We start from the raw sequence: 23,756 nt of genomic DNA on the forward strand, positions 1-23,756 counted from the left end.
GAACCCCACTCTCGTGAGGGATTGAAGAGCCGACTACGGGACTCGAACCCGTAACCCCCGTATTACAAGTACGGTGCGCTACCAATTGCGCCAAGTCGGCGGATGCCACCAGCTTAGCGATGGCATCGACCCGGCTTCGACCTACGGAGTCGTCGTGGGCGAGGGGGTCGCCGTCGCGCGGGAGGCATCGCTCGCCACGCTCAGCACGAACTGCGAGAACTCGGCCGGGTCGTCCAGCGCCCCGACGTAGGCCTCGCCGTTCGCGACGATCATCGGCGCGGCGGTGAGCACCAGGTCATCGGAGCCGGCGAGCGGTCCGTCCAGAGCCCTGGTCGTCGCCTCCTTCGCCCAGCCGACGAAGTCGCCGTCCTCGATGCACGAGCGCACGGCCTTGGCGTTGTCGACGCCGACCGCGCCGGCGAGGTTCGCGAGGTCCTCATCGGAGAGGCCGTCGCTGCCGACCTCGGGCTGGTCGTCGAGCAGGTCGTGATTGAACGCGTAGAACTGTGCAGGCGAGTGCGTGGCAACGCACGCCGCAGCCGCGGCCGAACGGAGGGAGTACTTGGTGCCGTTGGAGCTGGCGGTGAGCAACGCGACCGGGTGGTAGCTGACCGTGACCGCGTCCTCGCTGATCCAACCGGCGAGCTGTCGAGCATTGGCACGCTCGAACTCCCCGGCGTCGGGCGACAGGTAGTCGACGTACACGTGGATGTCGACCTTCTCGGACGCCGTCGGGTCAGGCGTCGGGCTGGCCGATTCGCCGGCGTCGGACGCTTCGGGACTCGGAGTCTCCGGCACGGCACCCGTTCCGGCGAACGACTCGAGATCGGTGACGACGACGCCGTCCGACTCCATGCCGGTCGGTGTGAGCCTCGGCTTGGAGACCTGGGAGGACACCGCGAGCGTCACCGCAGTGCCGATCGCGCCCACCGCGACGAGCGCTACCGCGCCGATGATGATCCGTCGCATGAGGCGCGCCCTGGACTGCTGGGCGTGCACTCTCTGAGCCTTCTCCCGTACGACCTCGCGGGAATTGCGAGGCGTCGGGACGTTCGGCGTTTCGTCGCTCGACATCGTTCCTCTGTGAGTCTCAACGGGGGTCCGGGTTGGCCCCGACCGCCGCTCGGCGACGATCGCCGCTGCGCGCGGCCGAGTTCGATGGTAGTCAGTGAGGCTGAGAAATACCCAGGTACCGCCGTTCATGTCATACTGATCCCGACCCAATGACGGGTCACGGCGGGGTCACCCGCCGCTTCATCACTACGGATCGTCCGGCACGTACCTGCCGGTGAAGGAGAAAAGACAATGGCATCTGTGACTTTCGACGAGGCCACCCGCCTGTACCCCGGCGGAACCCGTCCGGCCGTCGACAAGCTGAACCTCGAGGTCGGTGACGGCGAATTCCTCGTCCTCGTCGGTCCTTCCGGTTGCGGCAAGTCCACGTCCCTCCGCATGCTGGCCGGCCTCGAAGAGGTCAACGCCGGCCGCATCCTCATCGGCGACCGCGACGTGACCGACGTCCCGCCGAAGGACCGCGACATCGCGATGGTCTTCCAAAACTACGCGCTGTACCCGCACATGACCGTCGCCGAGAACATGGGCTTCGCGCTCAAGATCGCCGGCGTCGGCAAGGAAGAGCGCGCATCCCGCGTGCTCGAGGCCGCCAAGCTCCTCGACCTCGAGCCCTACCTGACCCGCAAGCCGAAGGCCCTCTCGGGTGGTCAGCGTCAGCGCGTCGCCATGGGTCGCGCCATCGTGCGCCAGCCGCAGGTGTTCCTCATGGACGAGCCGCTGTCCAACCTCGACGCCAAGCTCCGCGTGCAGACCCGTACGCAGATCGCGTCGCTGCAGCGTCGCCTCGGCGTCACCACGGTCTACGTCACGCACGACCAGACCGAGGCTCTGACCATGGGCGACCGCATCGCGGTCCTCAAGGACGGCCTGCTCCAGCAGGTCGGCTCCCCGCGCGACCTGTACGAGAAGCCGAACAACGTCTTCGTGGCCGGCTTCATCGGCTCGCCCGCGATGAACCTGTTCGCCGCTGACCTCGCCGACGGCGGCATCCGCTTCGGCTCCGAGGTCGTCCCGCTCGACCGCGACACCGTCGGCCGTGCGAACGGCAGCCAGGTCACGGTCGGCGTGCGCCCCGAGGACATCACGGTCGGACCGGCCGACGGCAAGGGCCTCCCGGTCGTCGTCGACCTCGTCGAAGAGCTCGGCGCCGACGGCTACCTCTACGGCCACACCGAGATCAACGGCAAGCGCAGCGACATCGTCGCCCGCGTCGACGGTCGAAGCCACCCGAACGCCGGCGAGACGGTCACGCTCGCTGCGAACCCGGGCCACGTGCACGCGTTCGACATCGAGTCCGGCGAGCGTCTGAACGACAAGCCGGTCGTCTCCGCCTGATCGGATCCACAGACGCGGCGCAGGCTGACTTCGGTCACCTGCGCCGCGTCTCTTTTCCGACTCATCTCGACCAGGGAGCATCATGCAGGATTCGCTGCGGATCACCGCCAGCAAGATCGATCCGGGGCTGCTGGCCCTCCCCTGGTCCACGACGCTGGCGAAGTGGCCGTCCGAGCACATCGTGTCGCTCCCGAAGGGGCTGTCCCGTCACCTCGTGCGCTTCGCCGATCTCTCCGGCCGGGTGATCGCGGTGAAGGAGACCACGGCGGAGATGGCCCAGCGCGAGTACGACATGCTCGGCAACCTCTCCCGCCTCGACGTGCCCTGCGTCGACCGGGTCGCGGTGATCGCCGGACGTACGGATGCCGACGGCGAGGCTCTTCCGGCCGCCCTGGTCACCTCTCACCTGCGCTTCTCGATGCCGTACCGCGCCCTGTTCACCCGGGTACTTCGCCCCGACACCGCGACCCGCCTCGTGGATGCCCTCGCCCTGCTGCTGGTGCGGCTGCACAACGTCGGCTTCTACTGGGGCGACGTCTCCCTGTCGAACACGCTGTTCCGTCGCGACGCGGGCGCGTTCGCCGCATATCTGGTCGACGCGGAGACGGGTGAGCTGCATGAGGAGGGGCTGACCGACGGGCAGCGCGCCTACGATCTCGACCTGGCCCGCACGAACATCGCCGGCGAGATCATGGACCTCGCCGCGGGCGGTCGCCTCGAACACGGGGTGGACGCCGTCGCGATCGCCGACGGGATCGTCTCGTCGTACCGGTCGCTGTGGGCCGAACTCACCGCACAGGAGTCGTTCTCGGCGGCGGAGACCTGGCGCATCACCGAGCGGGTCGAGCGCCTGAACGCCCTGGGCTTCGACATCGACGAGATGTCCATGTCGACGACCGCGGACGGCACCGTCGTCGAGATCCAGCCCAAGGTGGTGGATGCCGGCCACCATCAGCGCCGGCTGATCCGCCTGACCGGCCTCGACGTCGAGGAGAACCAGGCACGGCGCCTGCTGAACGACCTCGACGAGTTCCGCGCCCGCTCGACGAAGCAGTGGGCCGACGAGGAGATGTACGCGCACGAGTGGCTCACCCGTGTCTTCGAGCCGGTGGTGCGGGCGATCCCGTACGAGCTGCGCGCCAAGCTCGAGCCCGCCGAGGTCTTCCACCAGGTGCTCGAGCACCGCTGGTACCTCTCGCAGGCGCAGGGGCGCTCGGTTCCCCTCGCGGAGGTACTGACCAGTTACATCAACGAGGTGCTGCGACACCGGCGCGACGAGGCGACGATCATGGGACCGCCCACCGAGACGATGAGCCTGCCTGTCGTCACCGGTGTGACGCCGGTTGCCGACGAGGACGAAGACATCGACTGGCGCGACCTGGTCTGACGCGAGGACGCGCGCCGAGTGCACGGGTTGTTTCCGAGCGCACCGGGTGCAGGCGTCGACGAGCCGCACATTCGGCGAAAACTCGTGCAGTCGCCGAGGATCGTGGCGTCAGTAACCGACCGTGAACCGCCCGCGGTGATGGTTGCCCTGCTCGATCTCGTCCACCACGGCGACGGCGAAGTCCGCACCGGAGATGAACGACTTCCCATCCGCATCGCGGACGATCACATCACCGCCGTCGCGGTAGTGTCCGGTGCGCTCGCCTTCAGCCCACGGGCCGAACACCTCAGCGGGGTGGATGAAGAACCAGTCGAGGTCGGCACCCGTCCCCTCGAGGAGCGCGAGGGAGTCGATGCCGACCTGCGCCTCGTGCTTGTACTCCTCGGGGAAGTCCTGATCGAACAGACGCGGTCCTCCGGGCGCGACGAGGCTGCCACCCGCGCCCCCGACGACTCCGAGACGCGTCTCCGTGCCCGCGAGCCGGTCGACGACGTTCGACAGCGCCTCGAGCGCCCGGTCCTCCATGTCACCACGAGGTGAGAGCGCCGACACGACGGCGTCCGCTCCGACGAACGCCTCGGCGAGAGGACCGAGGTCGAGGGCGGATCCCTGCAGATACGCGGCTCCCGCAACCGGGTCGGTGGGCACGGAGCGGGAGATCGCGATGACCGCATGGCCGCGACTCACCGCCTCACTGACGATGTGACGACCGGCGTAACCGGTGCCTCCGAGCACGACGATGCGAGCCATGATCTGCCTTTCCTCGGACGGTCTAGTTCTTGGCGGCGCGGAGAGACGCGACCTGGTAGAGCGCGACCGAGGTCGCGATGCCTGCGTTGAGCGACTCGGTGGCTGCCGAGATCGGGATCGAGACGATCTGATCGCAGGTCTCGGAGACCAGGCGCGACAGGCCCTTGCCCTCGGAGCCGACCACGATAACGACGGGACGATCGGCCAGCTGCAGCTCGGGGAGCGACACATCGCCGTCTCCGTCGAGGCCGAGCACGAACACACCCTGCTTCTTGAACTCCTTGAGCTGCGTGGTGAGGTTGGTCGCCAGCGCCACGGGCGTGCGGGCGACGGCTCCGGCGCTGGTCTTCCAGGCAGCGGAGTTGACACCGGCCGAGCGGCGCTGGGGAAGGATGATGCCATGACCGCCGAACGCCGCAGTGGAGCGGATGATCGCGCCCAGGTTGCGCGGGTCGGTGATGCCGTCGAGCGCCACGAAGAGTGGCACCTCGCCCTTGTCGATGACCTGCTCGAGAAGATCCTGCGGATGCGCGTACTCGTACGGCGGCACCTTGATCGCGACGCCCTGGTGCACGCCGTCGAAGCCGGCCATGCGGTCGAGTTCCGGACGGGTGACCTCCATCACGGGGATCCCGCGATTCGTGGCGATCGCCAGCATCTCCTTCACGCGGTCGTCCATCTCGACGCGCTGCGCGATGTAGAACGCCGTCGCCGGAATCTTCGCCCGCAATGCCTCGAGGACGGAGTTGCGACCCGTGACGTTCTCGGTGTCATCTCCTGCCTTCGCCTTCGGCGCGCGGTTCGAACCGCCACCGGAGCCCTGGCGACTGCCGCCGGGGCGACCCTTGCCGCCCGTCGCTGCGGCGTAGCGCTCGGCCGCGGCCTTGCGCTTGCCCGCCGGGTGCCAGGCGCGGTCCTCCGCCTTCGGCGTCGGTCCCCGCCCCTCGAGCGCCTTGCGCCCGAGTCCGCCGGTGCCCTTGGTCGGGCCCTTCTTGTTTCCCTTGCTCGCGCCGGGGCGCCCTGGCTTAGCCATCGATACTCCAATGAGTTCCGGCCGGAGTGTCCTCCAGCGTGATTCCTGCGGCGGCGATCGCATCTCGGATGCGATCCGCCGCCGCCCAGTCTTTGTCAGCGCGCGCTTGTGCGCGCTGGGTGATCATCGTCTGGACGAGTGCGTCCAGAGCGGACGCCGATGCGCCGCCCTTCGTCGATGACGTCGGGGTCAGGCCGAGGACGGACGTCATCGCTAGAACGGCAAAAGCCGAATCCAGCGCCGCATCGGTCTCGCCCGCATCGAGCGCGGAGTTCCCTGCGCGCACCGTCTCATGCAGGACGGCGAGGGCCTGCGGCACACCGAGGTCGTCGTCCATCGCGGCCGCGAATGCCTCGGGAAGGCTCTGTGAGTAGGACCTTCCCCGTCCCCCGTCCTCGTCACGGAACGCGCGCTGGAGGAACGAGCCGATTCGGCCCAGCGCCGCTTCGGCCTCGGTCCACGACGACTCGCCGAGGTCGAGGCTCGAACGGTAGTGCGCCGCAGCGAGGGCGTAGCGCACCACCAGCGGGTCGTGCGCGCCGAGAACGTCGGCCGCCAGCGTGAAGTTGCCGAGCGACTTGGACATCTTCTGTCCGTCGACGGTCACGAGCCCGTTGTGCACCCAGTAACGGGCGAAGCCGTCGCCCGCGGCGGTCGACTGCGCGAGCTCGTTCTCATGGTGCGGGAAGCGGAGGTCCAGCCCGCCGCCGTGGATGTCGAACTCGGCGCCGAGGTAGCGCTTCGACATCGCCGAGCACTCGATGTGCCAGCCCGGGCGACCGGCTCCCCACGGGGAGGCCCACCTCGCATCCGCCGGCTCCCCCGGCTTCGTGCCCTTCCAGAGCGCGAAGTCCTGCGGATTCCGCTTACCGCGGGGATCAGCATCCTCCGCCGCCTCCATGGCGTCGAGCGACTGATGCGTCAACGATCCGTAGTCGGACCACGAACGCACGTCGAAGTACACGTCTCCGGAGCCGTCCGGAGCCGGGTAGGCGTGCCCCCGCTCGATCAGCAGCGCGATCAGCTCCTGCATCTGCGGGACGGATGCCGTAGCGCGCGGCTCGTAGGTCGGAGCGAGGATGCCGACGCCGGCATACGCCGCGGTGAACTCCCTCTCCATCCGGTAGGCGAGCGCCCACCACGGCTCAGCATCCGTCGCGTTGGCGAGCACCTTGTCGTCGATGTCGGTGACGTTGCGGACGAAGGTGACCCGACCGTACCGATGCTCGAGCCAGCGACGCAGGAGATCGAAGCTCAGAGCCGCCCGGACATGGCCGATGTGGGGGCCGGACTGCACCGTGGGTCCGCAGACGTACATCGTGATGTTCTCGGGATCGAGAGGCACGAAGTCGCGCAGCAGCTGTGCGCGGGTGTCGTAGAGGCGGAGGGTCACCGCACAAGCCTACTCGGGGACTGCTGAGCGCCCGCCCCGCGGAGACGATTCACCGAGGTTGTGACGTTCCGCCGACGTATCGGGGGGTATTTCTCGGCCGATCGTCACATGCTCCGCGGAACGTCGGCCACCACCACCGCGGCGATGGCCGTGACGGCGATGCCTTCACCGCGACCGGGGAATCCGAGGCCGTCGGTCGTCGTGGCCGTGACCGAGACGGGAGCGCCCAGAATCGCTGACAGGACCGCCTCCGCTTCCCGGCGCCGAGAGCTGAAGCGCGGCCGGTTCCCCTGCAACTGCACGGAGACGTTCCCGATCGCGAACCCGGATTCGGCGAGCAGTTCACGCGTGCGAGCGAGGAACACATCGGCATGCGCGCCGGAGTACTCGGGGTGGGACGTACCGAAGTGCTCACCGATGTCGCCGAGGCCTGCCGCCCCCAGGAGTGCATCGACGATCGCATGGGCGACCGCATCGCCGTCGGAGTGCCCGGAGAGCGGCTGCTCCCCCGGCCACTCGAGGCCGGCGAGCCAGAGGTTCCCGTCGCCGCCGAAGGCATGGACGTCCGTGCCGATACCGACGCGAGGGATGCCTGCGAGTTCGACCGATGCCGGGCGAGGCGCCGGAGTCGATGCGTCCAGCAGGTGCCTCGCACGCTCCAGATCGCCGGGAGTGGTGATCTTGAACGCGCGGGCGGAACCCTCGATGTGCCGCACCCTGTTTCCGGCGGCTGCGAACAGGGCAGCATCGTCGGTGTACTCGATCCCGTCGGCCAGCGCCGCCTCATAGGCCGCTTCGAGCCCTTCACGGGGGAAACCCTGGGGCGTCTGCGCGGCGGCAAGCTCGGAACGGTCGACGGCGGAGACCACGGCACCGCCCGCCACCTTCTTGAGCGTGTCGACCACGGGCAGCACGGGGATCACCCCCTCCCCCGGGACGACCGCCTGAGCGACCGCATCGATCTGCGCCGGAGGGGTGAGGGCGCGAGCGGCATCGTGCACGAGGACGGTCGTGACATCTCCCCAGAGTGCGGTCAGGCCCGCAGCCACGGACTGCTGTCGGGTGGCGCCTCCGGTCACGACTCGGCCGAGGTCGCGTCGATCACCTGCCGCCTCCTCCAACTCCGCCAGCGCATCCCCCTCGTACCCGGCCGGGGCGACGACGATCACCTGCGCCGGACCCGCAGCGAAGACGCCGTCGAGCGCGTGGCGGAGGATCGAATGCGCGTCGATTCCGACGAGAGCCTTGGGCGCCCCCGCATCCAGGCGGGTGCCGGAACCGGCGGCGACGACGATGATCGCGATGTCGGGAACGGGAAGCAGAGTCACCGTCTCACGCTACCGCGTGGCGAGTACGACGAAGGGGCGGATGCCGAAGCATCCGCCCCTTCGCAGAGAACTCAGGAGGCGAGGACCTCGTCGAGCAGTGCGCCCGCCTTGTCTTCGTCGGTCTTCTCCGCGAGCGCGAGCTCGGAGATGAGGATCTGACGAGCCTTCGCCAGCATCCGCTTCTCTCCCGCAGACAGGCCGCGGTCCTGGTCGCGGCGCCACAGGTCGCGGACGACCTCGCTCACCTTGATCACATCGCCGGAGGCGAGCTTCTCGAGGTTCGCCTTGTACCGACGAGACCAGTTGGTGGGCTCTTCGGTGAAGGGTGCGCGCAGCACCTCGAAGACATGATCGAGACCTTCTTTTCCGATCACGTCGCGAACGCCGACCAGGTCGACATTCTCAGCAGGAACCTCGATGATGAGATCGCCCTGGGTGACGTTGAGCTTCAGATATTTCTTCGCCTCACCCTTGATGATGCGCTCCTTGACCTCGATGATGGTCGCAGCGCCATGGTGGGGATAGACGACGGTTTCGCCAACCTCAAAAAGCATAAAAACGTGTCCTTTCGGCAACCTCAAGGATACCACAGGGGAGATGCGCTAAGGTTCGCGCCCCCTGGACCTCGGGGCGGTCGCGAGTTACCCATAGAATGGATGCGGACATCCCGCCGGACCTCAGGAGGACCCGTGAAATCGCGCCTTGTTGCGTCTGCTGCGCTCAGCGCTCTCGTTCTACTCGGCGCGACGGGGTGCACGTTCATCACTCCCCAGTCCACGAAGACCGAGTATGCGGCCTCGGACGGCGTCAACATCTCCGACGCCGACGGCCCGATCGATGTGCGCAACGCTCTCGTCATCGCCAACGAAGACGGCTCGGTCGGCAACTTCATCGCCGGCATCGTGAACCCGACCGATGAGAGCGCCACGCTCACCATCGCGCTCGCAGACAGCGAGCCGTTCATCGTCACCGTTCCGGCTGGTGGCACCGTGAGCCTCGGCGCCGACGAGGAGCCGCTGCGCATCGTCGGCCTCGACACCATGCCCGGCGCGACCGTCGAGATCCACTTCCAGTCGGGCGACTCCACGGGCGTCAAGGCAGAGGTGCCCGTGCTCGACGGCTCGCTCCCCTACTACGCAGACCTGGTCCCCTCGGAGTCGGTACCGTCTCCGACGCCGACCCCGACCGACACGGCGGCTCCGGCACCCGCCGACTGATCCTCCGCGCAGAACGCGCAAGAGGCCGGCACCCCGTGGGGTGCCGGCCTCTTCGTCGTTCAGCCCTCGAAGCGGTATCCGAGGCCACGCACGGTGACGAGCATCACGGGCTCGCTCGGGTTCTCCTCGATGCGGGAGCGGATGCGCTTGATGTGCACGTCGAGCGTCTTCGTGTCACCGAAGTAGTCGCTCCCCCAGACCCGATCGATCAGCTGACCGCGAGTGAGCACGCGCCCGGAGTTGCGCATCAGGACCTCGAGCAGCTCGAACTCCTTCAGGGGCATGTTGATCTGCTCGCCGGCGACCGAGACCGTGTGCCGGTCGATGTCGAGCGAGACCCTGCCCCCGTCGAGCACCCGCTCGTCGAGTTCGCTGTCGGCCTGCACGACGCGGCGCAGCACCGCGCGCATCCGGGCCAGAAGTTCGCGTGACGAGTAGGGCTTCGTGATGTAGTCGTCGGCTCCGAGCTCCAGGCCCACCACGATGTCGACCTCGGAGTCCTTGGCCGTGAGCATGATGATCGGCACCGCCGACGTCGAGCGGATCTGCCGGCACACCTCAGTACCGGGCATCCCGGGCAGCATCAGATCGAGCAGCACGATGTCGGCGCCCCGCTCCCGGAATCCCGCGAGCGCGCCGGGTCCGTCCTCCGCGATCTCCACCTCGTAGCCCTCGCGTCGCAGCAGGTACGCGAGCGGGTCGGCGAGGTCGGGCTCGTCTTCGACGAGAAGGATTCGGGTCATGCTCTCTCTCCGTTTCGAACGCGCGCGGATGCCGCGGCCTTGGCCGCTTTGCGTGCGCGCTTCTTCTTGCTCTTCTTGCCCGTGTCGGTGTGATCCGGGGCGTCGATCCGAGGAAGTCGGATCGTGAATGTGGAACCTCGTCCCGGGCGCGACCACAGTCGCACCTCCCCGCCGTGGCGCTGCGTGGCGTGTTTGACGATGGAGAGCCCGAGTCCGGTGCCTCCCGTGCGCCGGGAACGGGCCTCATCCGCTCGGTAGAAACGCTCGAAGATGCGTTCCCGATCCGCTTCGGCGATTCCGATGCCCTGGTCGGAGACGGCGATCTCGACCACGCCGTCCTCGGCCCGGACGCCTACCCCCACGCGCGAACCGCGGGGCGAGTAGACGATGGCGTTGGCGATCAGATTGCCGACGGCCTCGATCAGGATCTGCGCGTCACCGCGCACCCAGATACCTCGGTCGCCTCCCCTGGCGAGTTCTACGCCCGCAGAGTCGGCCTGCACGACATGAGCCTCGATGGAGGCGGCGATGACCTCGTCGATCGCGACGGGGCCCACCTTGGTCAGACCGTCCTCGGCCTGGAGCCGGGAGAGGCTCATGATGCGTCCGGTGAGCTGGCCGAGCCGCCCCGCCTCCGCCGAGATCCGCGCGGCGAAGATGCGTACCTGCGCCGGGTCGTCGGCCGCCGACTCGATCGCTTCGGCGAGCAGGCTCACCGCCCCCACCGGGGTCTTCAGCTCGTGGCTCGTGTTCGCCACGAAGTCTCGACGCATCTGATCGAGCCGTTCCTGCTCCGTGACGTCGCGGATGATCAACAGGACCAGGCGCGTGCCGATCGCGCTGGCACGAGCCGAGACGAGACGCGGATCGAGGCTCAGTCCGCCGCGCGTGATACGCATCGACTCGGTTGCCGAACCGCCGGCCGTCCTGACCCCGCGCACGAGCTGGCGCAGCTCCGGGTTGTCGAGCGTCGATCCGACGTCGATGCCGAACCGGCTCGCGGCGTCCGAGGCCGCGAGCACCAGCCCCGATGTGTCGACCACTCCGGCCGCGTCGTCCATGCTGTGCAGCACATCGGTGATGCCGGGAGGAATCGCCAGCGATGTCTCCTCCTGGACCCGCGCCCGCGCCCGATAGGCCCACACCACGAGCAGGGAGAGGCCGACGCCTATCACCAGCCCGATGGCGAGCGAAGACAGCGCGAGCTGCGGCAAGGTCATGTCATAAGGGTAGAGTGCGTTCACCCTCCGTCCGGCGGGTTTCCGCGCCCTGGCGGGAACAGGAGAAGTACTATTCACGTGCTGGGCACCGTTCGTTAACCTTCGAAGCAGACAATCGCTTCGGGCTTGTGCGGGAGCACAGACCTGCTCCTGTGCGGACGACCCGCCTTCTCGCGCTGACCCAGCCGAGATCCGAATGAAAGGTTGCGCCCCAACATGCGCGAAGTCTTCCACCAGTCCCTCGAGGACCTCCAAAACCGCCTCGTCGAGATCGCCGACCTCGTTACGGTATCGATCGACAAGGCCACCAGGGCTTTCGCCACCAGCGACGTCGCCCTGGCCGAAGAGGTCATCGCGGACGATGCGAAGATCGACGAACTCGCCGTCGCCCTCGACGAGCAGGCCATCGAGATCCTCGCCCGCCAGCAGCCGGTCGCCCGCGACCTGCGCATCGTCGTCACGGCGCTGCGCGTGAGCGCCTCACTCGAGCGCATGGGCGACATGTCCGAGCACATCGCCCAGCTCGCCCGACTCCGCTTCCCCGAGCGCGCCATCCCCAAGGGACTCAAGGGCACCTTCGTGAAGATGGGCGAGCTCGACGTCGAGGTCGCCCGTACGCTCTCGGAGCTGCTGCGCACCCAGGACCTGCGCTTCGCCGACGCGATCCGCAACGCGGACGACGACGTCGATGAGCTGCACGCCACGGTCTTCGAGAAGGTGCTCAGCGACAACTGGAAGGGCGAGGCCACGGCCACCGTCGACGCCACGCTCGCCAGCCGCTACCACGAGCGCTTCGCCGACCACGCGGTGGCCGTCGCGAAGAAGGTCGTCTACCTCGCCACCGGTGACTGGGCGGTCGAGGAGGAAGACATCCCCTTCGCCGTCGAGCAGCAGGAGCTCGGGCAGCAGGAGTACGGCCACGCCTGACCCGCGCACGCGAAACCCCGCTTTCACGCCGAAACCCCGTGCTGCAGACATCTGCAGCACGGGGTTTCGGCGTCTTCTCGGGGTTTCGGGCTCTTACTTCTTGCCCTGGGCCGCGACGGCGGCGGCGCCGGCGGCAGCGGCCTCCGGGTCGAGGTAACGCCCGGGACCGGTGGGCACGTTGTTCTCGTCCAGCTCGTAGACCAGGGGGATGCCGGTCGGGATGTTGAGCTCGGCGATGTCATCGTCGCTGATGCCCTCGAGGTGCTTCACGAGACCACGCAGCGAATTGCCGTGCGCCGTGACGAGCACGGTCTTGCCGGCCTCGAGGTCGGGGACGATCGCGCTCTCCCAGTAGGGCAGCAGACGGTCGATGACGAGCTTGAGCGACTCGGTGCGCGGCACCTCTCCGTCGATGTCCGCGTAACGGACGTCGCCGACCTGGCTGAACTCGCTCTCATCGTCGAGCACGGGCGGCGGCACGTCGAACGAGCGACGCCAGAGCTGGAACTGCTCGGGGCCGAATTCCTCGAGGGTCTGCGCCTTGTCCTTGCCCTGGAGCGCACCGTAGTGGCGCTCGTTGAGCCGCCAGGAGCGGGTCACCGGGATCCAGAGGCGGTCGGCGGCGTCGAGAGCGATGTTCGCCGTCTGGATCGCACGACTCAGCAAAGACGTGTGCAGCACGTCGGGGAGGATGCCGGACTCGGCGAGGAGCTCGCCGCCTCGGCGCGCCTCCTTCTGGCCCTGCTCGTTGAGGCGGACGTCCACCCAGCCGGTGAACAGATTCAGTTCGTTCCATTCGCTCCGGCCGTGGCGGAGCAGGATGAGGGTGCGCGTCGCAGTCATGTCGCCAGTTTATCCGGGCCGGGGCCGGCACCGGATTCGGATGCTGGGAGGATGGAGACATGGCGTCATCTCCCCTCGGTCGGCCGACCCGTGGCACCACGGGGACGAACCGGCTGCGGCGCAACGATCGCTGGATCGCGGCGAGCGACGCCCTGCGCCGAGCATCCGATCCCCTGGTCGTGGATCTCGGCTACGGTGCCAGCGGCGTCACTGCGTTCGAGCTCGCGACGCGCCTGGTCCGGGTGCGCGACGACGTCGAGGTGCGAGGTCTGGAGATCGATCCGGCCCGCGTCGCGACGGCCGACGCCCAGCTCGCCGAAGTGCGAGCGGGACGCACCTCCTTCGCCCCCGACCTCCCGGTCTCATTCGCGCGCGGCGGCTTCGAGGTTCCCCTTCCCGACGGTCGCAAGGCTGCGGTGATACGCGCCATGAACGTGCTGCGCCAGTACGACGAGCAAGACGTACCGACCGCGTGGGCGCGTATGGCGTCGCGCCTCGCACCGGACGGCCTGCTGTTCGAGGGGACCTGCGACGAGATCGGCCGCGTCTCGAGCTGGATCGACGTCGACGCCCGCGCTGTGCCGCTGTGCTTCACGATCTCTCTCCGGCTCGCCGATCTGGAGCGGCCGAGCGTCGTCGCCGAAAGACTGCCGAAGGCGCTCATCCATCGCAACATCCCCGGGGAACGGATCCACGCACTGCTCGTCGAGCTCGACCGCGAATGGGAGCGGGCCGCGCCCCTGTCGACGTTCGGTGCCACACAGCGCTTCCTCGCCGCCGTGGGCGCCCTTCGCGCCCAGGGGTGGCCGGTACTCGGCGGACGGACACGCTGGCGGCTGGGCGAGCTCACGCTGCCCTGGGCGGCCGTCGCTCCCCTACCGGGCTGAGGTCAGCTGCCGACGCCGGTGCTGCGCGGGTCCGGGGCGGACGGACGACGAGACAGTCGTGTGAGGCGCGGGATGTCTGCCACGGCACCGGCATCGGCCGGCACGATCACCTGCTGAGACGCGGCGATGTCGATGCCGTCGGCACGCACCACCAAATCGCCGATCGGCGCGCGACGGGAGAGGATGGCGAGCGCGATCGGCCCGTCCTCGTGGTGCCGTGCCACCGAGGTGATGTGCCCGACCTCATCGTCTCCCGCGAAGACCGCGTCTCCGGGCTCGGGAAGCACGGCGTCGCTGCCGTCGAGGTGCAGCGCAGCCAGACGGCGCGGAGGGTGTCCGAGGTTGTGCACCTTGGCGACGGTCTCCTGTCCGCGGTAGCAGCCCTTATTCAGGTGCACCGCACTGCGGATCCAGTCGGACTCGTGCGGCAGCGAGCGCTCATCGACCTCGGTGCTCCAGCGCGGACGCCAGGCGGCGATGCGCAAGGCCTCGGCGGCGAGGAGTCCGGCGAGGGCATCGCGGTCGAGCGATGCGGCGAGCGCATCCGCCGCGTCCGCGCTCAGGATCGCGACCCGCCACGCGTAGTCCGCAGCAGGATGCTCGACGACCTCGGCGTACTGATGCCCGCCGCTGCTGATCCGCTGCCACGGGTCGGCCCAGATCAGGGGGCTGCCGTTCGGCGCGAGCGCGGCGGCGGATGCCGTCGTGGCCACCGCACCCCCGTCGATGTAACCGATCAGCGCGAGGTCGGAGCGCACGTCGACCGTCGCCTGAGTGCGGAACTTCATGCGGGTCAACCAGCCCGCGAGCGCATCGGCATCGCCGGCGTCGGCGATCAGCCAGGTCGATGTACCGTCGTCGAGGACACCGGCCGCATGCTCGACGCGCCCCTGCGGGTCGAGCACCAGCAGCTCCGTGCTCTCGCCGGCGGCGAGACGGCCCACCGACTGCGAGGTGATCGAGTCGAGCCAGGTCAGCCGCTCCGGGCCCGCGACCTCGATGATCGTCCGGTCGCCGAGCGGGGCGAGGGCCGCGCCGTCGGCGAGACGCCGCTGCTCGCGGAAGGCGTCACCGAAATGCATGATCCGGTCGTCATCGGATACGACACCGTCGAGCTCGCCGAAACCCGGCATGTCAGACCTTGGCCAGTCGCGCCGAGGCATGCGCGCGGAGCGGGGTGCCGAGGGCCGCGACGTCCCATGCCCACAGCAGGTGACCGTCGACCAGGCCGTACATGCGGGAAGAAGCGGTGTGCACCTTCGCTCCGGAGCTGCGGACGACGGCATCCGTGCCGATATCGACGCGGGGTCCGTTGATCTCGCCGATGTAGAGCTCGAGCGCGCCGTCGGAGTGGGCGACGGAGACCTCGATCGGGAATCCGCCGCTGGGTGCGCGCAGCTCCTCGACGTCGTCGACCGTGCGGGTGACGGCGGGAGCCATCGGCGGGAGCAGTGCGGGACCCGGATCTGCCGACGTGGCCGGGCGAGCAAGCCGCCAGAAGCCGGTCTCGGCAAGGAGAGCCGTAGCCGGTGCGCCGTCTTCCGAGAGGAACGTCGCGGTACCGGAGTAGTTCAGGAAGGGGCCGCCGTCGTGGCTGAAGCTGACCCGGTGCGTGAACTCGCCCTGCAGACGTTCGTCACCCACCGGATAGTCGATGACGCCCGTGCCCTCCCACACGCCGATGAGCCACGCGAGAGGCGCGAGGTCGGCGGGAAGGTCGGTGGGGAGTTCGATCACGATCGCGTCAGCGCTGGCCGCGGAAGAGGTTGCGCAGCACCACTGCCGAGACGAAGACGATAGCGAGGCTCGCGAGGCCCAGCAGGCCGATGAAGAAGATTTCGAGCGCCATGAGGTCCATGTGCTCCACCTTACCGCGCCGCGCCGGCGTCAGGACGGGATCAACGCCGCCAGGCCGAAACCGATCGAGATGAGCCCCATCAGCAGCAGGGCGCCCGTGACACTGCTCGCCACCCGGAAGATGAAGCCCTGCGTGCGCCCGTACCAGAGCTGCACGGCGAACGACAGCAGCACGACGCCGCCGAAGCCGACCAGCATCCACGGCACGCGCCACTCCTCGGGCACGAAGATGCCGATCGCCACCGTGGCGACGAACGCCGCCGCCCACACGACGATCACGCCGACGAACGCGTTGCGCGGTGCGAGTGCTGGATCCGTCATGACACCATTGTTGCGCATCGCCTCCCGGTATCATGGCGGCACGACGTCGATCCCCCCGTCGGTGAGGAGTGCGCGTGGCCCTGGTCCTGGTTCTGACCAACGCTCCGCTCTCGGAGCAGGTCCTGCCCGCTCTCGAGTTGCTGAGCCATAAAGCGCGCCAGATTCCGGCGGAAACCGCACAGCTGGTCAACGCCCCGGAGTACGACGTCGTGATCGTCGACGGTCGTCATGACCTGGTGGCGGCGAAGTCGCTCTGCCGCCTGCTGCGCGCCACCGGACAGGACGCGCCGCTGCTCCTCGTGGTCACCGAGGGCGGCATGAGCGCTCTCTCCGGCGATTGGGGCATCGACGACGTCCTGCTGGTCACCGCGGGCCCCGCCGAGATCGACGCACGACTGCGTCTCGCACTCGCGCGGCGCGATGACGTCGCCGAGCCTGCACGGGTGCAGGCCTCCGGGGTCACGATCGATGAGCAGTCGTACTCGGCGAAACTGCGCGGCCGACCCCTGGATCTCACCTACAAGGAGTTCCAGCTCCTGCACTTCCTCGCCACGCATCCGTCACGCGTCTTCACCAGGGAGCAGCTGCTCAGCGAGGTGTGGGGCTACGACTACTTCGGCGGCACGCGTACCGTCGACGTGCATGTGCGGCGGCTCCGGGCGAAGCTCGGCGACCAGGAGCAGATCATCGGCACCGTGCGCAACGTCGGCTATCGCTTCAACGTCAACGAGGACGAGAACGTCGCCGCGGCCGGGTGAGGACGGACGCCGTTCACACGAGCGTCACCCGGCGGTGCTTAGATGTACCCCATGATCGATCCCGCACTCGCCGACGCCGGCCTCGGAGACGCCGAAGACGATGACTTCGACGCCATCGAGTCGCCCGACTCCCAGCTCCCGGACCACCGCTACCTGGATCGCGAGCTGAGCTGGCTCGCGTTCAACCAGCGCGTGCTGGAGCTCGCCGAGGATCCGTCGCTGCCCGAACTCGAACGGGCCAACTTCCTGGCGATCTTCGCCAGCAACCTCGACGAGTTCTTCATGGTGCGCGTGGCGGGCCTCAAGCGGCGCATCATGACCGGGCTCGCCGTGCCGACCAACATCGGCCGCTCCCCCGTCGACGCACTCGCGGACATCTCCCGCGAGGCGCACGCCCTGCAGCTGCGTCACGCCGATGCATGGATCTCGCTGGTTCGCCCTGCCCTCGCAGAATCCGGCGTGGAGATCACCGACTGGACCGAACTCACCGACAGCGAGCGCTCCGCGCTGTCCGAGTACTTCCAGGCCCAGGTGTTCCCGGTGCTGATGCCGCTCGCGGTCGACCCGGCTCACCCGTTCCCGTACATCTCCGGCCTGTCGCTGAACCTCGCGATCCGCATCCGCAACGCGCGAACCGGTCGGCAGGAGTTCGCCCGCCTCAAGGTCCCACCCATGCTCCCCCGCTTCGTCGAGGTGCCGAGCGGTGGCGAGATCAAGCGGTTCCTTCGCCTGGAGGAACTCATCGCGAACCACCTGGGCGATCTTTTCCCCGGGATGGAGGTGCTCGATCACCACGCCTTCCGTCTGACGCGCAACGAAGACGTGGAGATCGAGGAGGACGAGAGCGAGAACCTCATCCAGGCCCTCGAGGCCGAGCTGCTCCGCCGCCGGTTCGGTCCGCCGATCCGTCTCGAGATCACCGACGACATGGATGACGTCACGATGGACCTGCTGGTCCGCGAGCTCGACATCACCGACCTGGAGGTCTACCGCCTCCCCGGCCCGCTCGATCTGCGCGGCCTGTTCGATCTGTCCCGCATCGACCGCCCAGACCTTCGCTACCCGCCGCACCTGCCCACCACAGCCGTGGCCTTCCAGCCCGCGGGGTCGAGCAACCGCGCCGACATCTTCAAGGCCATCCGCAAATCGGACGTGCTCGTGCACCACCCGTACGAGTCGTTCACCACCAGCGTCCAGGCGTTCCTCGAGCAGGCCGCGCGCGACCCGCATGTGCTCGCCATCAAGCAGACGCTGTACCGCACGTCCGGTGACAGCCCCGTCGTGCAGGCGCTGATCGACGCCGCCGAGGCCGGCAAGCAGGTGCTGGCACTCGTCGAGGTGAAAGCCCGGTTCGATGAGGCCAACAACATCGTCTGGGCACGCAAACTCGAGAAAGCCGGCGTGCACGTGGTCTACGGACTCGTCGGACTGAAGACGCACTGCAAGCTCGCCCTCGTCATCCGCGAAGAAGACGGCAAGCTCCAGCACTACTCCCACGTCGGCACCGGCAACTACAACCCGAAGACCAGCCGCATCTACGAGGACTTCGGCCTGTTCACCGCCGATGCGCAGGTCGGCAAAGACCTGACGCGACTCTTCAATGAGCTCAGCGGCTACGCCATCGAGAAGAAGTTCAAGCGTCTCCTCGTCGCCCCATTGCACCTCCGGAAGGGCCTCGTCCGCCAGATCGACGCCGAACGCCGGAACGCCGAGGCCGGGTTGCCGGCGCACATCCGCATCAAGGTCAACTCGATGGTCGACGAGGAGATCATCGACGCGCTCTATCGCGCGAGCGCCGCGGGCGTGAAGGTCGACGTGTGGGTGCGCGGAATCTGCAGCCTGCGCACCGACCTCGACGGCATCAGCGAAAACATCACCGTGCGCAGCATCCTCGGGCGCTACCTGGAGCACTCGCGCATCTTCGCGTTCGAGAACGGCGGTGACCCGCAGGTGTACATCGGCAGCGCCGACATGATGCACCGAAACCTCGATCGTCGCGTGGAAGCGCTGGTGCGGGTCACCGATCCTGCGCACCTGAAGGAGCTGCAGACGTTCTTCGACCTGGCGATGGATGCCGGGACGACGTCGTGGCACCTGGGCGCCGGAGGTGTGTGGCAGCGCCACGCCGTCGACGCGGACGGCAAGCCCCTGATCGACCTGCAGGATAAGACCATGGGGTTGATCCAGAGGCGTCGCCGCGCACGGGCGGTGCGATGACCGGGCGGCAGCTGCAGCTCCCGCCCGACACCGCGACCGGCTCGAAGTGGGCGGACAAAGCCGTGTACGCCGCGGGGGCCGTGGTCTGGCGCCTCGTCGAAGGCAAGCTGCGGATCCTCCTGATCCACCGCACGAAGTATCGCGACATCACGCTGCCCAAGGGCAAGGTCGATCCCGGAGAGATGCTCGCCGAGACCGCCGTGCGTGAGGTTCACGAGGAGACCGGCATCCGCGTCTCGCTCGGCGTCCCGGTCGGCGTCAGCCGCTATCACCTCGCCTCCCGGAAGCAGAAGGTCGTGCACTACTGGGCCGCCGAGGCGACCGAAGACGCGATCCGCGAGTCGACCTTCCTGCCCAACCGGGAGATCGCGGCGCTCGAGTGGGTCAGCGTCAAGAAGGCTCGCTCCCGCCTGAGCTACCCCGTCGACCTGGAGATCCTCGACTTCTTCACGAACCTCGTCGACGACGGCGTGCTCCGCACCTTCCCGGTGATCGCGCTGCGCCACGCGAAGGCGATGTCGCGATCGGACTGGGATCGCTCGGATGCCGCGCGACCACTGACCGACCGCGGCCGCAAGCAGGCGAAGTCCATCGTCGGCCCCTTGCGCGCCTTCGGGGTGCGCAAGATCGTGACCAGCGACGCCGTGCGCTGCGTCGAGACGGTCACCCCCCTCGCCAAGGCACTCGATCGCAAGCCCGTGCAGACGGAGAAGATCAGTCAGGACGCGTGGGAGGACGGCACCGCCGATCTCCGCTCTGTCGTCGGGCGTCGTGTCCGCTCCGGAAAGCCCGCAGTGCTGTGCAGCCACGGCCCGGTGCTCCCCGCCCTGCTGTCGGAGATCGCCCTGGCCACCGGCACCGTCCACGGCTCGTATCTCGGCAGCGCCTCGGACCTGGAGCCCGCCGCGTTCTCCGTCGTCCACCTGTCGGCCACGAACCCCGGCTCGGGCATCATCGCGATCGAGACGCACATCCCCAAGGTCTGACGCTTCGACAAGCTCAGCGACCCAGGCCCGGAATCTCGCGGGAGCGCCCCAGAGAGTCGCCCGTCGTTCACCTGCCGTTCACCTGCTCGGGAGAGTCTCGTTAACCGTCGCCCATAGCGTCACTGTGTGCCCTGCACCGGGCCCCACCCATCCAAGATCGAAGGATCCACAGTGAAGATCTCCCGAATCGCACGAATCGGCGCCATCGGCGCCGTGGCCGCTCTCGCCCTCGCCGGCTGTGCCGCGAACGAAGGCGGAACGGGCGGCTCCAGCGAAGAGCCCTCCGAGTCCACGCTCTCCGGCACGATCGACGCCACCGGCGCGTCCTCGCAGGCCGCCGCCCAGGAGGCCTGGGTCGCCGCGTTCCAGAGCGCCAACCCCGATGTGACCGTCAACTACGAGCCGACCGGCTCCGGCACGGGTCGCGAGAACTTCCTCGAGGGCGGCAGCAACTTCATCGGCTCCGACCGCGCCTTCAACGACGAGGAGATCGCCGCCGGCGGCTTCGGCGCCTGCACGACCGACGACATCGTCGAGGTTCCCCTCTACATCTCGCCCGTCGCCGTCGCCTTCAACCTCGAGGGGGTCGACACCCTCAACCTGGATGCCGCCACCATCGCGGGCATCTTCGCCGGCACCATCAGCAACTGGAACGATCCGGCCATCGCCGCCCTGAACGACGGCGTCGAGCTGCCCGACCTGGCGATCTCGCCGGTGCACCGCTCCGACCCCTCCGGCACGCAGGAGACGTTCACCAAGTACCTGAGCGCCACCGCCGGTGACATCTGGACCTACGAGCCGGCCGACGTCTGGCCGATCCAGGGCGGCGAGGCCGCGCAGGGCACCTCGGGCGTCAAGCAGGCCATCACGGCCGGCAACGGAGCCATCGGCTTCCTCGACGCATCGCAGGCCGACGGTCTCGGCCAGGTCGCGGTGGGCGTCGGCGAGGAGTTCGTCCCCTACTCCGCCGAGGCCGCATCGAAGCTCGTCGAGAACTCCCCGCTGGCCGAGGGCCGCGGCGAGGCCGACCTCGTCTTCGACGTCGACCCGGCTTCTGCGGCCGACGGCGCCTACCCGATCGCCCTGGTCAGCTACCTCATCGGCTGCGAGCAGTACGAGGACAGCAACGTCGCGGAGCTCGTGAAGGAGTACTTCTCCTACATCGCGAGCGCCGAGGGCCAGGACGCCGCTGCGGAGAACGCCGGCAGCGCCCCGATCTCGGACGGTCTGCGCGAGCAGGTGCTGGCCGCGATCGACCTGATCCAGGTCGGCTGATCCAGCCGATCGACTGACGGCAGTGCCCCCGCGTCCTCATCGGGCGCGGGGGCACCTCCCGGTCAGAATCCGATCCATATCGACCCGGCCCGAAACAGGGAGATCATGAGCACGACCGCGCAGGCGCCCACACCGGCACCGATCAAGGCGCCGCCCGCACCGATCAAGGCGAAGCAGCGACTGGGCGACCGGGTCTTCTCGGGCACCGCGCTCGGGGCGGGGATCATCATCCTCATCGTCCTCGCGCTCGTCGCCGCCTTCCTCTTCATCCAGAGCCTTCCGGCGTTCCAGCTCGACACCACCGACAACCACATCCTCAAGGGCGAGTCCTTCTGGGTGTACGTGTGGCCGCTGGTCTTCGGCACGCTCTGGGCCTCGTTCATCGCCCTGCTCATCGCCGCCCCGATCGCCATCGGCATCGCGCTGTTCATCTCGCACTACGCGCACCGGCGACTCGCAGCCTTCCTCGGCTACGTCATCGACCTCCTCGCCGCCGTGCCTTCCGTGGTGTTCGGTCTCTGGGGCGGCCTGGTGCTCGCTCCCCTGCTGCAGCCCATCTACGCCTGGTTGAACACGAACGCCTCCTGGGTCCCCTTCTTCGGCGGCCAGGTCTCTTCCACCGGCAAGACGATCCTCACCGCGGCCCTCGTGCTCGCGGTGATGTGCATCCCGATCATGACGGCCATCTGCCGAGAGGTCTTCCTGCAGACGCCGAAGCTCCATGAGGAAGCAGCCCTCGCACTCGGCTCCACCCGGTGGGAGATGGTCCGCATGGCCGTGCTCCCCTTCGCACGCGGTGGCATGGTGTCGGCGGCGATGCTGGCCCTCGGCCGCGCACTCGGCGAGACCATGGCCGTGACCATGGTGCTCTCCCCCTCGGCCGTCGTCAGCTTCCTGGTGCTCACCGCCACCAACCCCACGCCGATCCCCGCGAACATCGCCCTGGCCTTCCCCGAAGCGCACGGCACCGGTGTCAACACGCTGATCGCGACCGGCCTCATCCTCTTCGTCGTGACCTTCGCGGTCAATGCGCTGGCGCGCTGGATCGTCGCCCGCCGCGCCGAGTTCTCGGGAGCGAACTGACATGACCACCCTCACCGCCGCTCCCACCGCGTCCGGTACGGCCTCCCTCACCTCCGGCAAGCTGCCGAAGTGGGCTCCGTGGGCCCTGCTCGCGGCATCCTTCGCGATCTCCGCAGCGATCTTCGGGGTCGCTGCGGCCGCCGCCGGGTCCAGCCTCGCCGACTTCAACATCGTCGGCACCGCGATCGTCGGCATCCTGCTCTACATGATCATCATCACGGTGATCTCCTCGATCGCGGAGAGCCGTCGCAAGGCCGTCGACCGACTGATGACGGCCCTCGTCGCCACGGCGTTCCTTATCGCCCTGCTTCCGCTCGTGTCGCTGCTGTGGACGGTCGTGGCCAACGGCATCGAGCGGTTCGACGCCGAGTTCTTCAGCTACTCGATGCGCAACGTCGTCGGCGAGGGCGGCGGCATCGTGCACGCCATCTGGGGCACGCTCCTGATCACCCTGACGGCGACCGTCATCTCCGTGCCGATCGGTCTGATGACCTCGATCTACCTCGTCGAATACGGCCGGGGCAAGATCGCCAAGGCGATCACCTTCTTCGTCGACGTCATGACCGGCATCCCCTCGATCGTGGCCGGTCTGTTCATCTACGCCGTCTTCGCGCTGATCTTCAAGCCCGGCATCTCGATGGGATTCATGGGCGCGCTCGCACTCGCCGTGCTGATGACCCCTGTGGTCGTGCGCGGTAGCGAGGAGCTGCTGCGGATCGTGCCGAACGAGCTTCGCGAGGCGTCCTATGCGCTCGGAGTGCCGAAGTGGCTGACGATCCTCAAGGTCGTGCTGCCGACCTCGATCGCCGGCATCACGACCTCGATCATGCTCGCCATCTCCCGCGTCATCGGCGAGACCGCACCCCTGCTGCTCACCGCGGGCTTCACGCAGAGCATGAACCTGAACATCTTCAACGGCCAGATGATGACGCTGCCGGTGTTCGCCTACAACCAGTACATGAACCAGGGCACGAGTCCCGATGCCGCCGTCGCGCGCGCCTGGGCCGCCGCCCTCACCCTCATCCTCATCGTCATGGTCCTGAACCTTCTCGCGCGTCTCATCGCGAAGTTGTTCGCCCCGAAGGTCTCCGGCCGCTGAGCGCCCGACCACTCAGAACAGGA

General features: G+C 68.2%; 23 protein-coding genes and 1 tRNA gene. 11 read left to right on the forward strand and 13 right to left on the reverse strand.

The features are described from left to right. Positions 1 to 27 precede the first annotated feature (27 nt). Both ACFC14_RS00265 and ACFC14_RS00270 read right to left on the reverse strand, forming a co-directional pair. A tRNA-Thr gene (locus ACFC14_RS00265) sits at positions 28 to 100 on the reverse strand. 41 nt (positions 101 to 141) lie between these two features. Further along, a complete protein-coding gene (locus ACFC14_RS00270; protein ID WP_136041162.1) occupies positions 142 to 1,074 on the reverse strand; it encodes a thioredoxin domain-containing protein in 933 nt (310 codons plus the stop codon). A 231-nt stretch (positions 1,075 to 1,305) separates the two neighbouring features. On the opposite strand from ACFC14_RS00270, the gene ACFC14_RS00275 reads away from it, so the two are divergent. Together ACFC14_RS00275 and ACFC14_RS00280 are read left to right on the forward strand one after the other, a co-directional pair. Continuing rightward, complete coding sequence (locus ACFC14_RS00275) at positions 1,306 to 2,409, forward strand: ABC transporter ATP-binding protein (protein WP_029262761.1); 1,104 nt, start codon at positions 1,306 to 1,308, stop codon at positions 2,407 to 2,409. Positions 2,410 to 2,491: 82 nt separating this feature from the next. Further along, complete coding sequence (locus ACFC14_RS00280) at positions 2,492 to 3,796, forward strand: DUF4032 domain-containing protein (protein ID WP_376100404.1); 1,305 nt, start codon at positions 2,492 to 2,494, stop codon at positions 3,794 to 3,796. A gap of 108 nt (positions 3,797 to 3,904) precedes the next feature. On the opposite strand, the gene ACFC14_RS00285 is transcribed toward ACFC14_RS00280, so the two are convergent. The 5 genes from ACFC14_RS00285 to ACFC14_RS00305 all read right to left on the reverse strand — a co-directional run bounded on the left by ACFC14_RS00285 (position 3,905) and on the right by ACFC14_RS00305 (position 8,854). Beyond that, positions 3,905 to 4,546, reverse strand: coding sequence for an NAD(P)-dependent oxidoreductase (locus ACFC14_RS00285; RefSeq protein ID WP_376100407.1), 642 nt, complete (start codon positions 4,544 to 4,546; stop codon positions 3,905 to 3,907). A 22-nt stretch (positions 4,547 to 4,568) separates the two neighbouring features. Continuing rightward, on the reverse strand, positions 4,569 to 5,579 hold the full coding sequence (gene rlmB / locus ACFC14_RS00290) for a 23S rRNA (guanosine(2251)-2'-O)-methyltransferase RlmB (protein WP_136041165.1): 1,011 nt from the start codon (positions 5,577 to 5,579) through the stop codon (positions 4,569 to 4,571). After that, positions 5,572 to 6,972 carry a cysteine--tRNA ligase gene (cysS, locus tag ACFC14_RS00295; protein ID WP_376100410.1) on the reverse strand — a complete coding sequence of 467 codons (1,401 nt, stop codon included), beginning with the start codon at positions 6,970 to 6,972 and terminating at the stop codon, positions 5,572 to 5,574. The genes rlmB and cysS overlap by 8 nt, the downstream gene beginning before the upstream one ends. Positions 6,973 to 7,076: 104 nt before the next feature. Next, positions 7,077 to 8,300, reverse strand: coding sequence for a 2-C-methyl-D-erythritol 4-phosphate cytidylyltransferase (gene ispD, locus ACFC14_RS00300; RefSeq protein ID WP_376100413.1), 1,224 nt, complete (start codon positions 8,298 to 8,300; stop codon positions 7,077 to 7,079). A 71-nt stretch (positions 8,301 to 8,371) separates the two neighbouring features. Next, positions 8,372 to 8,854 (reverse strand): CarD family transcriptional regulator, encoded by a 483-nt coding sequence (locus ACFC14_RS00305; RefSeq protein ID WP_017201416.1) that lies wholly within the window; start codon positions 8,852 to 8,854, stop codon positions 8,372 to 8,374. A 135-nt stretch (positions 8,855 to 8,989) separates the two neighbouring features. Between ACFC14_RS00305 and ACFC14_RS00310 the strand changes: the two genes are divergently transcribed. Then, positions 8,990 to 9,517, forward strand: coding sequence for a DNA modification methylase (locus ACFC14_RS00310; protein WP_376100418.1), 528 nt, complete (start codon positions 8,990 to 8,992; stop codon positions 9,515 to 9,517). A gap of 59 nt (positions 9,518 to 9,576) precedes the next feature. Here ACFC14_RS00310 and ACFC14_RS00315 read toward each other — a convergent pair whose 3' ends face one another. Together ACFC14_RS00315 and ACFC14_RS00320 are read right to left on the reverse strand one after the other, a co-directional pair. Beyond that, positions 9,577 to 10,260, reverse strand: coding sequence for a response regulator (locus ACFC14_RS00315; protein ID WP_376100421.1), 684 nt, complete (start codon positions 10,258 to 10,260; stop codon positions 9,577 to 9,579). After that, positions 10,257 to 11,480 (reverse strand): sensor histidine kinase, encoded by a 1,224-nt coding sequence (locus ACFC14_RS00320; RefSeq protein ID WP_376100424.1) that lies wholly within the window; start codon positions 11,478 to 11,480, stop codon positions 10,257 to 10,259. The genes ACFC14_RS00315 and ACFC14_RS00320 overlap by 4 nt, the downstream gene beginning before the upstream one ends. A gap of 216 nt (positions 11,481 to 11,696) precedes the next feature. Between ACFC14_RS00320 and phoU the strand changes: the two genes are divergently transcribed. Beyond that, positions 11,697 to 12,407, forward strand: a complete 711-nt coding sequence (gene phoU, locus ACFC14_RS00325) for a phosphate signaling complex protein PhoU (RefSeq protein WP_376100427.1) — start codon at positions 11,697 to 11,699, stop codon at positions 12,405 to 12,407. 93 nt (positions 12,408 to 12,500) lie between these two features. On the opposite strand, the gene ACFC14_RS00330 is transcribed toward phoU, so the two are convergent. After that, positions 12,501 to 13,250 carry a phosphoglyceromutase gene (locus tag ACFC14_RS00330; RefSeq protein ID WP_376100430.1) on the reverse strand — a complete coding sequence of 250 codons (750 nt, stop codon included), beginning with the start codon at positions 13,248 to 13,250 and terminating at the stop codon, positions 12,501 to 12,503. A gap of 59 nt (positions 13,251 to 13,309) precedes the next feature. On the opposite strand from ACFC14_RS00330, the gene ACFC14_RS00335 reads away from it, so the two are divergent. Next, positions 13,310 to 14,137 carry a class I SAM-dependent methyltransferase gene (locus ACFC14_RS00335; RefSeq protein ID WP_376100433.1) on the forward strand — a complete coding sequence of 276 codons (828 nt, stop codon included), beginning with the start codon at positions 13,310 to 13,312 and terminating at the stop codon, positions 14,135 to 14,137. A 2-nt stretch (positions 14,138 to 14,139) separates the two neighbouring features. Here ACFC14_RS00335 and ACFC14_RS00340 read toward each other — a convergent pair whose 3' ends face one another. The 3 genes from ACFC14_RS00340 to ACFC14_RS00350 all read right to left on the reverse strand — a co-directional run bounded on the left by ACFC14_RS00340 (position 14,140) and on the right by ACFC14_RS00350 (position 16,315). Further along, positions 14,140 to 15,270 (reverse strand): YgfZ/GcvT domain-containing protein, encoded by a 1,131-nt coding sequence (locus ACFC14_RS00340; RefSeq protein ID WP_376100436.1) that lies wholly within the window; start codon positions 15,268 to 15,270, stop codon positions 14,140 to 14,142. 1 nt (position 15,271) lies between these two features. Next, entirely contained in the window at positions 15,272 to 15,874 is a 603-nt protein-coding gene (locus tag ACFC14_RS00345) for an FABP family protein (protein ID WP_136041174.1), read from the reverse strand. Positions 15,875 to 16,024: 150 nt separating this feature from the next. Further along, positions 16,025 to 16,315, reverse strand: a complete 291-nt coding sequence (locus ACFC14_RS00350) for a hypothetical protein (protein WP_136041175.1) — start codon at positions 16,313 to 16,315, stop codon at positions 16,025 to 16,027. Between the two features lie 74 nt (positions 16,316 to 16,389). Here ACFC14_RS00350 and ACFC14_RS00355 point away from each other — a divergent pair, with 74 nt between their 5' ends. The 6 genes from ACFC14_RS00355 to pstA all read left to right on the forward strand — a co-directional run bounded on the left by ACFC14_RS00355 (position 16,390) and on the right by pstA (position 23,733). After that, positions 16,390 to 17,073, forward strand: a complete 684-nt coding sequence (locus tag ACFC14_RS00355; protein WP_136041176.1) for a response regulator transcription factor — start codon at positions 16,390 to 16,392, stop codon at positions 17,071 to 17,073. 51 nt (positions 17,074 to 17,124) lie between these two features. Then, entirely contained in the window at positions 17,125 to 19,290 is a 2,166-nt protein-coding gene (locus ACFC14_RS00360) for an RNA degradosome polyphosphate kinase (protein WP_376100441.1), read from the forward strand. Then, positions 19,287 to 20,276: an NUDIX domain-containing protein gene (locus tag ACFC14_RS00365; RefSeq protein ID WP_376100444.1), complete on the forward strand. Its 990-nt coding sequence runs from the start codon at positions 19,287 to 19,289 to the stop codon at positions 20,274 to 20,276. Before ACFC14_RS00360 ends, ACFC14_RS00365 begins: the two co-directional genes overlap by 4 nt. Before the next feature lie 171 nt (positions 20,277 to 20,447). Then, positions 20,448 to 21,551, forward strand: a complete 1,104-nt coding sequence (locus ACFC14_RS00370) for a phosphate ABC transporter substrate-binding protein PstS (protein WP_136041178.1) — start codon at positions 20,448 to 20,450, stop codon at positions 21,549 to 21,551. A gap of 105 nt (positions 21,552 to 21,656) precedes the next feature. After that, entirely contained in the window at positions 21,657 to 22,634 is a 978-nt protein-coding gene (gene pstC / locus ACFC14_RS00375) for a phosphate ABC transporter permease subunit PstC (protein WP_376100447.1), read from the forward strand. A gap of 1 nt (position 22,635) precedes the next feature. Further along, positions 22,636 to 23,733, forward strand: coding sequence for a phosphate ABC transporter permease PstA (gene pstA, locus ACFC14_RS00380; protein WP_136041180.1), 1,098 nt, complete (start codon positions 22,636 to 22,638; stop codon positions 23,731 to 23,733). Positions 23,734 to 23,756: the final 23 nt, after the last annotated feature.

It is taken from the genome of Microbacterium sp. NPDC055988, from assembly GCF_042269505.1.
GTDB lineage: Bacteria > Actinomycetota > Actinomycetes > Actinomycetales > Microbacteriaceae > Microbacterium.